Source organism: Streptomyces coryli (genome assembly GCF_011044975.1).
GTDB lineage: Bacteria > Actinomycetota > Actinomycetes > Streptomycetales > Streptomycetaceae > Streptomyces > Streptomyces coryli.
In genome coordinates this window covers 1-9,627 of the sequence record NZ_JAAKZV010000279.1, presented here as the reverse complement: position 1 = coordinate 9,627, position 9,627 = coordinate 1, and the positions used below count along the sequence as shown (strand labels likewise).

9 protein-coding genes are annotated in these 9,627 nt (G+C 74.6%); 6 read left to right on the top strand and 3 right to left on the bottom strand.

Annotated features, from left to right (window positions below; all coding sequences use genetic code 11):
* Nucleotides 1-103: 103 nt before the first annotated feature.
* Nucleotides 104-535, bottom strand: a complete 432-nt coding sequence (locus G5C51_RS36135) for a hypothetical protein (RefSeq protein ID WP_165244116.1) — start codon at nucleotides 533-535, stop codon at nucleotides 104-106.
* A gap of 132 nt (nucleotides 536-667) precedes the next feature.
* Between G5C51_RS36135 and G5C51_RS36130 the strand changes: the two genes are divergently transcribed.
* Both G5C51_RS36130 and G5C51_RS36125 read left to right on the top strand, forming a co-directional pair.
* Nucleotides 668-2,767, top strand: coding sequence for a sensor histidine kinase (locus G5C51_RS36130; protein WP_165244114.1), 2,100 nt, complete (start codon nucleotides 668-670; stop codon nucleotides 2,765-2,767).
* A complete protein-coding gene (locus G5C51_RS36125; protein ID WP_165244118.1) occupies nucleotides 2,752-3,411 on the top strand; it encodes a response regulator in 660 nt (219 codons plus the stop codon). Before G5C51_RS36130 ends, G5C51_RS36125 begins: the two co-directional genes overlap by 16 nt.
* 3 nt (nucleotides 3,412-3,414) lie before the next feature.
* Here G5C51_RS36125 and G5C51_RS36120 read toward each other — a convergent pair whose 3' ends face one another.
* Nucleotides 3,415-4,164, bottom strand: coding sequence for a hypothetical protein (locus G5C51_RS36120; RefSeq protein ID WP_165244112.1), 750 nt, complete (start codon nucleotides 4,162-4,164; stop codon nucleotides 3,415-3,417).
* A gap of 102 nt (nucleotides 4,165-4,266) precedes the next feature.
* Here G5C51_RS36120 and G5C51_RS36115 point away from each other — a divergent pair, with 102 nt between their 5' ends.
* Nucleotides 4,267-4,686, top strand: a complete 420-nt coding sequence (locus tag G5C51_RS36115) for a CBS domain-containing protein (RefSeq protein WP_165244110.1) — start codon at nucleotides 4,267-4,269, stop codon at nucleotides 4,684-4,686.
* Between the two features lie 20 nt (nucleotides 4,687-4,706).
* Nucleotides 4,707-5,621 (top strand): universal stress protein, encoded by a 915-nt coding sequence (locus tag G5C51_RS36110; RefSeq protein ID WP_165244108.1) that lies wholly within the window; start codon nucleotides 4,707-4,709, stop codon nucleotides 5,619-5,621.
* 22 nt (nucleotides 5,622-5,643) lie between these two features.
* On the opposite strand, the gene G5C51_RS36105 is transcribed toward G5C51_RS36110, so the two are convergent.
* Nucleotides 5,644-6,834 carry a zinc-dependent alcohol dehydrogenase gene (locus G5C51_RS36105; protein ID WP_165244106.1) on the bottom strand — a complete coding sequence of 397 codons (1,191 nt, stop codon included), beginning with the start codon at nucleotides 6,832-6,834 and terminating at the stop codon, nucleotides 5,644-5,646.
* Between the two features lie 128 nt (nucleotides 6,835-6,962).
* Here G5C51_RS36105 and G5C51_RS36100 point away from each other — a divergent pair, with 128 nt between their 5' ends.
* Both G5C51_RS36100 and G5C51_RS36095 read left to right on the top strand, forming a co-directional pair.
* The gene (locus G5C51_RS36100) at nucleotides 6,963-7,919 is read left to right on the top strand and encodes an NAD-dependent epimerase/dehydratase family protein (RefSeq protein WP_165244104.1); all 957 of its coding nucleotides are present in this window, start codon (nucleotides 6,963-6,965) and stop codon (nucleotides 7,917-7,919) included.
* A 34-nt stretch (nucleotides 7,920-7,953) separates the two neighbouring features.
* Nucleotides 7,954-9,594, top strand: coding sequence for a carbamoyltransferase family protein (locus tag G5C51_RS36095; RefSeq protein ID WP_165244102.1), 1,641 nt, complete (start codon nucleotides 7,954-7,956; stop codon nucleotides 9,592-9,594).
* Nucleotides 9,595-9,627 lie beyond the last annotated feature (33 nt).

Below are 9,627 nucleotides of genomic sequence, written 5' to 3'. Positions count from 1 at the left end.
CCCACGCCCCGGACAAGCCCCCGTTCAACAAGCTCCTGGCCCCCGGCGCCGGCATAGCCGACCGCGTCCGCGACTGGCTGACGGACGGGGTCCGGCAGCGGCCCTAGGAGGGTCGGTCTGCCCTGCGCTGTGACAGGTGCAGGATGCCCGCCGCGGTCAGCAGGAGCAGGGCTATGACCCAGACCGGCAGGGCGAAGGGGTTGCCGGTGCGGGATGGTTCGAGCGTCACGATCGCGGTGAAGGAGAGGACCGCCGTTGCCGCGGCGGTGAGGGTGCAGGTCCGGTGGGCGGCGCTGCCGCCCTTGTAGCGGAGGAAGCCGGCGCCGCCGAGCCACACCCCGTAGAGGACCGTCGCGAACAGCACGTGGTACGGGCTCACCGCCACCTCCTCCCAGCCGCGCAGCCAGCGCCAGAGCAGCCACACTCCGTGGACCAGCGTCAGCTCGGCCGCCGCGCGGCGAAAGGTGCTGCGGTACGTGTCCGGCGCGGTCTCGGTCATGGTCGCGGCCCCGGTGTCGTTCGTCGTTGTGGTCATGCCTCCAGGCTTCCGTCCGGTACGGGCCCGGGCGTCGGGCGGCGGCACGAAACGGGGCTCCAACCATCGATAGATTCCGGGCTGGTTCGCTCCCTCTTCTGGCGGGGGCCGCCGTCCGTATGATCTAGCGCCATGGGGGGACTACGGGACTGGCTGCTGCCCGCGCTGCTGATGGCGCAGCAGCTGTTCATCTGGCCATTGCGGCCGCTGCAGGAGGGGGATGCGGTCGAGCCGTGGCAGGCCTGGGCGGGCGTGCTGCTCACCGTCGCCTTCACCGCGGCGCTCGGGCTGCGCCGCCGCTTTCCCGTCGTCGCGGCGGGGGTGGCGGAGGGGGTGTTGTTCGCCGGGCTCGCGCTGCCCGAGGGGGCGAGCGTCGTGGCCGCGCTGGCGGCGTTCGTGGCGCTGTACTCCGTGGCCGTGCACCGTTCGTCCCGGACGACGCTGCTGGTCGTGGCCGGGCTGCTGGCCGGCAACGCGGTGGGGGCGGTGGAGCACTCGGGGTTCTCGCTGACCGCCATCGGGGAACTGGTCTTCTCCCTCGCCCTGTGCCTGGCCGTCGCCGCGGCCGGACGCAGCCGGCGGCGCTGGCTGGCCGGGCGCCGGGCCGCCGCGGGCGAGCTGCGCCGCGCCGAGGCCGTACGGGGCCGGGCCGTCCTCACCGAGCGGCAGCGGCTGGCGCGCGAGCTGCACGATGTGAGCGCCCACCACCTCACCTCCGTGGTCGTCACCGCGGAGGCCGCGGGACGGCTGGGTGGCACCCGGCCGGAGCTGACCGCCCAGGCGCTCGCGGCCGCGGCCGAGGGCGGGCGGGCCACGAGAGGCGCGCTGGAGCGCCTGGTCACGGTGATGGACGGGTCGCGGAAGGCGGATGAGGCCGGTCTCGAGGAACGGCTGGCGGCGCTCGCCGCCGGCTTCGAGCGGCTGGGCCAGCCGGTGCGGTTGCGCTTCGAGCCGGAGGTGGCCGGCCTCGGCGGCGAGGTCGCCGAGGCGGGGTTCGGCATCGCACGGGAGGCGCTGACCAACGCGCTGCGGTATGCGCCCGGGGCGGGCGTCGAGGTGCGGGTGGGGCTGCGGGATGACGGCGTACGGCTTGAGGTCGAGGACACGGGCGCGGGTGCGGGTGCGAGCACGGGTGGGAACGGGAACGCGGGCGCGGGCGCGGCTGCGGGCACAGGCTCAGGTGCGGGTGCGGGTGCCAGCGCGCGTGCGGGTGCGGATGCCGGCGGAGGCCCGGATGCCGGCGCAGGCGCCGCCCACGCGCCCCTGCGAAGGCTCGGCTCCGGCCGAGGCACGGCCGGGATGCGCGAGCGGGCCCTGGCTCTCGGCGGCTCGCTCCGGTCCGGCCCGCGCGAAGGCGGCGGTTGGGCCGTACACGCCCAACTGCCCCTGTCCACCCCCGCGGTCCGGCGGCAGCCGCTTCGTACGACGACGGCCGCAACCCCACGCGATGCCGCGATCGTCACCTCCGTAGCCGCGCTCCCGGTGTTCATCGTGCTCACCGACAAGCCGGCCATCACCCCCGCCATCGCCCTGGCGGCGATCATGCTCGCGCTCCCCCTGCTGTGGCGGCGGACCGCGCCGTGGCCCGTGCTGGGTGCCGTGCTGGCGGCCGCCTGGGCGACGCCGCTCGGTCTGGCGCTCGGGTGGCTGGAGCCGGTGACGGCCTGGCCGTTGGCGGTGGGGAGCGGCATCGCGGAGGGTGTGACGCTGTATGCGGTGGGCGCGTTCGCCGGCCGGGCGCGGCGGACCTGGCCCGGGATCGGGGCGGCCGCGGCCGGGCTCGGGGCGGTCGGCGCGGTGCTGCTCGATCTGGGTGAAAAAGACAGCGGGGACCTGCTGTTCATCGCCTTTCTCTCGGGGCTGTTCGGGCTGATTCTCGCCCTCCCGCTGGCCCTGGTCTGGGCGCTCGGCGTCCTCACCCGCGCCCGCCGCGCCCGCGTGCGCGTCCGCGAGGACGACGCCCTCGCCGAGGCGGTACGGGCCGCCGTCGCCGAGGCCGCCGAGGAGCGCCGGCGGATCGCCGAGGAGCTGCGCGGCGACGTGTTGCGGCACGCCGACGCGGTCGTGGAGCGGGCCGGGGACGAGGACCTGGCGGGCGCCGCCGAGCGGGCCAGGGACGGACTCGCGGCGATGCGGGAGCTGTTGGCCGCGCTGCGCAGCGAGCCGGCGGACTCCGTACCGGAAGAGGTCATGAAGACGAAGAAGGAGGTGGCGACATCACTGTCCGAGTGATGGTCGTGGACGACCAGATCGTGGTGCGGGCGGGCTTCGCGGCGATCATCGGTGCGGAGCCGGACCTGGAGGTGGTCGCGGAGGCGGGCGACGGGGCGGAGGCCGTCGAGCGGGCGCGCGAACTCGCCCCGGACGTCGTCGTGATGGACATCCGGATGCCGGGGATGGACGGGCTGACCGCGACCCGGCTGCTCACCTCCGATGGCGAAGGTCCGCGGGTGCTGGTGCTGACCACCTTCGACCAGGACGCCTACGTCCACGACGCGCTGCGCGCCGGCGCCTCCGGGTTTCTGCTCAAGGACGCCCGCGCCGACGAGCTGCTCGCCGGCATCCGCGTCGTCGCCTCCGGTGATGGCATGCTGGCCCCCGCCGTCACCCGCCGGCTGATCGACGCCTTCGCGACCACCACGCCGGACGCGGACCCCGGGTTGCTCGACGGCCTCACCGCGCGGGAGCGCGAGGTGCTCGGCGAGATCGCCGCGGGGCGGAGCAACGCCGAGATCGCGGACGGCCTCGGCGTCACCACCGGCACGGTGAAGTCGCACGTCAACGCGCTGCTCACCAAACTCGGCGTGCGCGACCGGGTGCAGGCGACGATCCTCGCGTACGACGCCGGCCTGGTCCGGCCGCGCGGGACCAGGTGACCCTCAGACCGCCCGGCACAGCACCGGCATCGCGCCGGTCCGGTTGGCGAGCAGGTTGCCGGTCACGAAGCTGCGGAAGCTGGGCGTGGCGAACTGTCGCAGCGCGTAGTACGGCAGCGGCCCCTTCAGCCGTGCGTGGTTGACGAAGGCGAAGTCGGCCTCGCCGGGCTCGAGCGGCTCCAGGACCGTGGAGTTGTCGACCCCGGCGTGGTCCATGAACCACGACGCGAGGTGGTCCCACAGCTCCATCGCCAGGGCCGGGTCCTCGGCGACGAAGTGGTTGAAGAGGAACAGCCCCGGCAGCGACTTGTCGACGTCCGCGATGGCCTTCGCGCACCGCGCCGGCGTCTCCCGCACGTCGGTCGCGGCCGCGCCGAGGATGTTCGACAGCTCCTTGTACGGGCCGCTGTCCCGCACCGCCGGCAGATCGCCGGGGTTGCTCGACTCCACCAGCACCGCCACGTCGAAGCGGGCCGGCTTCACGCCTGACGACCGCGCGAAGTCCCGCGGCGGGGGTGCCACGACGGTCCGGTAGACGGTCGCGCGCTCGACCGGTCCGAGCCGGCGCAGCTCCCGTACCGCCTCCTTGACGTGCAGCAGCACCCGGGGGCGCTCCTGCGACCTGGCCGGTACGGGGCGGCGGGCGGTCGGCGGGGCGATGCTCGCGGTGAGGTAGAGGTAGCCGAACGGGGGCGGCGTGACCAGGGGTGCCGGGCGGTGTTTCGGGCTCGCGTTGACGATCTGAAGATCCACAACAGGCCTCCTTCGCGGCATGGTTGAGCGGCGCGTACCCCCCGGGCGCCGGGGTACTCGGCAGGCGCGCAGAGATACGCCGCTTCAGGAAGGAGCGCCGCCATGGACCAGCAGGTCCGCGACGTCATGACCAACGTTCCCGTCGCCGTGGGCGCCCTGACCGCCGTGACCGAGGTCGCCCATCGAATGCGGGCCGAGGACATCGGCGCTGTGCTTGTCACCGAGGGCGGGGAGCTGCGCGGTGTCGTCACCGACCGCGACCTCGTCGTCCGCGTCATGGCCGAGGGCAAGGATCCGGGCGAGACGACGGTGATGTCGGCGTGCAGCACCGACCTCGTCACCGTCGGCCCCGATGAACCGGCCGTGCTGGCCGTCCAGCTGATGCGCAAGCACGCGCTGCGCCGACTGCCGGTGGTGCGGGACGGCGAGGTCGTCGGCATCGTCGCGCTGGGCGACCTGGCCGTAGGCCGGGATCCGGAGTCCGCGCTCGGCGAGATCAGCGCGGCCGCGCCCAACCGCTGAACGGAAGGGACGAGTCCACCATGATCGAAGAGGACCCTCCGGCCCTGCACGGCCGCGTCGTCGTCGGCTACGACGGCTCCGCGCCCGCCGAGCGCGCGCTGGACCAGGCCGCGGCCGAGGCGGCGCGCAGGGGCGCCGACCTCGAGGTGGTGATGGCCGACCCGTGGGCGCCGCCGCCGGTGACCGGCCTGGCCGCGCCGCCGCCCGGCTCGTACCACTCGCCGAACCCCGCCGCCCACCAGCAGGTCGAGGCCGCCGCCGAGCGCGCCCGCGAGGCGGGGCCGGGCCTCAACGTGCTGGCCACGCTGAGCGGGGAGGCCCCGTGGCGGGCCGTGCTGCGCACGGGTGCGGGGGCGACCCTGACCGTCGTCGGCACCCGCGGCCACGGCGGCTTCGCCGGGCTGGTCCTCGGCTCGGTCAGCCTGCGGGTGGCCGCGCACTGCGAGTCCCCGCTGCTGGTCGTCCGCGGTGATACGGACCTCGCCGCCCCGCGCGGCGAGGTGCTGGTCGGGCTGCAGGGCGACGAAGGGGACGACGACGCGGTGCGCTTCGGCTACGCCGAGGCCGCCCGCCGCGCGGCCCGGCTGCGGCTGCTGCACGCCTGGATGGCGCCTGCCCCGCTCGGCGGGATGCCGGCGGCCGATGCCGTACGGGCCAAGGAGCAGGCGGAGGAGGGCCGGCGGGCCGCCGAGGCGGTGCCGCGGGCGGCCGCGGCGCGCTGGCGGGAGTCGTATCCGGACGTCCCGGTGGCCGCCGACGAGGAGTGCGGCCCGACCGCCGGCGTGCTGGTGGAGGCGAGCCGCGACGCCGACGTACTGGTCCTGACGGCCCACCGCAATCCGCGCCGCCTCGGCATGCAACTCGGCCCGGTCACGCACGCGGTGCTGCACCACGCGCACTGCCCGGTGGCGCTGATCCCGGCCAAGCGGGCGTAGCCGAGGGCCGCTAGGGCCGCCGCTAGGGCTGCAGCACCACCTTGAAAGCGCCCTCGGCCTTCCGCTGGAAGATGTCGTACGCCCGCGGCGCCTCGTCCAGCGGCAGGTGATGGCTCGCGAAGCGGTCCACGCCCAGCGGGTCGTCGTCGGCGAGGAACGGCAGGATGTCGTCCGACCAGCGGCGCACATTGGCCTGGCCCATGCGCAGCTGGATCTGCTTGTCGAAGAAGGTGACCAGCGGCAGCGGGTCGGCGGCGCCGCCGTAGACGCCGCTGAGCGACACCGTCCCGCCGCGCCGCACCATCGCGATCGCGGTGCGCAGCGCCGCCAGCCGGTCCACCGACGCCTTCTCGCTCAGCTTCGCGCCCCAGGCCCGCGGCAGCATGGCCGCGGCCTGCTGGGCGGCGCGCGCCGGTGAACTGCCGTGCGCCTCCGTGCCGACGGCGTCGATGACGCAGTCGGGGCCGCGGCCGTCGGTGCGGGTGCGGACCGTCTCGATGAGGTCGTCCGCGTCCTTGAAGGCGCTCAGGTCGAGCACCTCGGCGCCGTCCGCGCGGGCCCGGTCGATGCGCTCGGGTACCAGGTCCACGCCGATCACCCGGCCTGCACCCTGCAGCTGGGCGATCCGGCAGGCCATGTTGCCGATCGGGCCGAGGCCGAGGACGACGAGGGTGCCGCCGGGCGGCACCTCGGCGTACTTGACCGCCTGCCAGGCGGTCGGCAGCACGTCGGAGAGGAAGAGGAAGCGGTCGTCGGGCGGGCCGTCGGGCACCTTGATCGGGCCGTAGTGGGCCTGCGGCACCCGCACATACTCGGCCTGCGCGCCGGGCACCGAGCCGTACAGCTTCGAATAGCCGAACAGCGGGGCGCCGGTGCCCTGATCGACGCACTGCGTCGTCTCGCACTGCGTCGGCAGTCCCTCGCCGCACATCCAGCAGTGCCCGCAGGCGATCTGGAACGGCACCACGACGCGGTCGCCGGGCGCGAGATCCGGCACCGCGGAGCCGGTCTCCTCGACGATGCCGATCGCCTCGTGGCCGAGGATGTCGCCGGGTGTCATGTAGGGGGTGAGCACCTCGTACAGGTGCAGGTCGGAGCCGCAGAGCCCGGTCGAGGTCACCCGTATCACCGCGTCCGTCGACTCCTTGATCACCGGGTCGGGGACGTCCTCGACGCGGACGTCGCGCTTGCCGTGCCAGGTGACTGCCTTCATTGCTGCCTCTCCTCAGGTGGTTGCTCGCGCTCCGGGTGCCCGGATCGGCCGCGGTGATTCGCCGGCGTACGGCGGCGAATGCGGGTACTCGGACGCAGACGCGGCAGCGATGGGTAAGGGGATGTGCAATGCGGCGGCAGCGCGCTCTGGTGACGGGTGGGGCAGGGTTTCTCGGGTCCCATCTGTGCGAGCGGCTGCTCGCGGACGGCGCCGAGGTGATCTGCGCGGACAATCTGTCCACCGGCACGCTGCGCAACATCGCGCATCTGCGGTCCGATCCGGCCTTCCACTTCGTCCACGCCGATGTCGCCGAGCCCGGCGCCCTGGACCGGCTGCCGACCGGCGACGGCCTCGATCTGGTGCTGCACTTCGCCTGCCCCGCCGCCCCGGCCGACTATCTGCGGCTGCCGCTGGAGACCCTGGCCGCGGGCAGCGACGGCACCCGGCACGCGCTGGAGCTCGCCGCCCGGCACGGCGCCCGCTTCGTCCTCGCCTCCACCTCCGAGGTGTACGGCGACCCGGAGACCAGCCCGCAGCCGGAGAGCTACCACGGCAACGTCGACCCGGTCGGCCCGCGCAGCGTGTACGACGAGGCCAAGCGGTTCGCCGAGACGCTGACCACCGCCCACCACCGGGCCCGCGGCACCGACACCGCGATCGTGCGGCTGTTCAACACGTACGGCCCGCGGATGCGCCCCGGCGACGGCCGCGCGGTGCCCGCGTTCATCCGGCAGGCGCTCGACGGCGCCCCGGTCACGGTCGCGGGCGACGGCAGCCAGACCCGGTCACTCTGCTACGTGGACGACACGATCGACGGCATTCTCGCGCTCGCCGCCTCCGACCTGCGCGGACCGGTGAACATCGGCGGCTGCGACGAGACCTCCGTCCTCGAGATCGCCAAACGGGTGGTGGGCACGGCCGGTTCGCACTCGGCGATCAAGTTCGGGCCGCGGCCGGCCGACGACCCGGAGGTGCGCTGCCCCGACACCGCGCTCGCCCGCGAGCGGCTCGGCTGGCACCCACGGGTCGGCGAACAGGAAGGGCTGCGCCGGACCATCGCCTGGTTCGCCGAGGCGGCCGCCTGAACCCCCCACTCGATTTTCACGTACGGAGCACCCCATGCGCGTCCTCGGCATCAACGCCCTCTTCCACGACCCCGCGGCCGCCCTCGTGATCGACGGCGAGACCGTCGCCGCCGCGGAGGAGGAACGGTTCTCCAGGCGCGAACACGGCAAACGCCCGGTGCCGTTCGCGGCCTGGGAGCTGCCCGGGCAGTCGGCCGCCTGGTGCCTGCGGCACGCCGGGCTCACCCCCGGCGACATCGACCTCGTCGCGTATTCCTACGACCCCGCGCTCGCCGAACCGTCCTGGCGGCTCGGCCTCGACGACCCGTGGGACCACCTGCGGCAGCGCTACGCCCGCGAGGCCCCCGCCTTCATCGCCGAGGCGCTGCCGGGACTCGGCCCCGAGCAGGTGCGCTTCGTGCCGCACCACATCGCACACGCCGCCTCCGCCGCGCTCGCCGGACCGCACGACGACCCGGCGGTGCTGGTCTGCGACGGCCGCGGCGAGTCCACCTCGCACCTGGCCGGGCGCTACCGCGGGCAGCAGTTGCACAGCCTGCACACCCAGCCGCTGCCGGACTCCCTCGGCCTGGTCTACGAGGACCTGACCGAGCACCTGGGCTTTCTGCGTGGCAGCGACGAGGACACGGTGCTGGCGCTCGCCGCCCACGGCAAGCCGCGCTTCCGCGAGGACCTATGGCACTTTCTGCACGCCCGCGAGGACGGCGGTTTCACGGCGCGCGACGTCCCCTTCGAGGCGTACGCGCCCCGGCGGCAGCCCGCCGAGCCGTGGACGCAGGACCACGCCGACCTGGCGGCGAGCGTGCAGGCCTGCCTGGAGGACGCGCTGCTCGACCTGACCCGCTGGCTGCACGCGAGCGCGGGCGGCACGGCGCTGGCCTTGGCCGGCGGGGTGGCGCTGAACTGCGGCGCCAACTCCCGGATCGCCGCGGAGGGTCCGTACGAGCACGTGTGGGTGCAGCCCGCCGCCGGCGACGCGGGCACGGCGCTCGGCGCGGCAATGCATGTGGCCGCCGGTGCGGGCGACGAGATCCGTCCGGTGCCCGGCGCGGATCTGGGCCGGGGCTGGAGCGACGACGAGCTGGAGGCGTGGCTGCGGCGGGCGGCAGTCCCGTACGAGAAGCCCGCCGACATCGCCGGGACCGTCGCCGAGGAGCTGGCGGACAACGGGGTGGTGGCGTGGTTCCAGGGCCGCAGCGAGTACGGGCCGCGGGCGCTCGGCCACCGGTCGCTGCTCGCGCATCCCGGACACGCCGCGAACCTGGACCGGCTCAACTCGATACAGGGGCGGGAGGAGTTCCACCCGCTGGCTGCCATGGTCACGGCCGACCGGGCGGCCGAGATCTTCGGCTACGGGCCGCTGCCCAGCCCGTACCCGCACTTCGCGCACGAGGTGGCGCCCGAGTGGCGTGACCGCATGCCGGCCGTGGTGCACGAGGACGGCACCGCCCGCGCCCAGACCGTCGACGCGGAGGCGGCGCCCGAAGTGGCCCGCGTACTGGCCGCGTTCGAGGAGCGCACCGGGCTGCCGGTCGTGGTGAACACCGGCCTCAACACCGCGGGACGGCCCCTGGCCGACGATCCGCGGGACGCCCTCGAATGCTTCGGCTCGGCGCCGGTGGATCTCCTCGCGCTCGGGGCGTTCGCGGTCCGCCGGGGGCGGGTGTACGCGTGAACGCCACCGACTTCGCCGTGGTCATTCCCACCC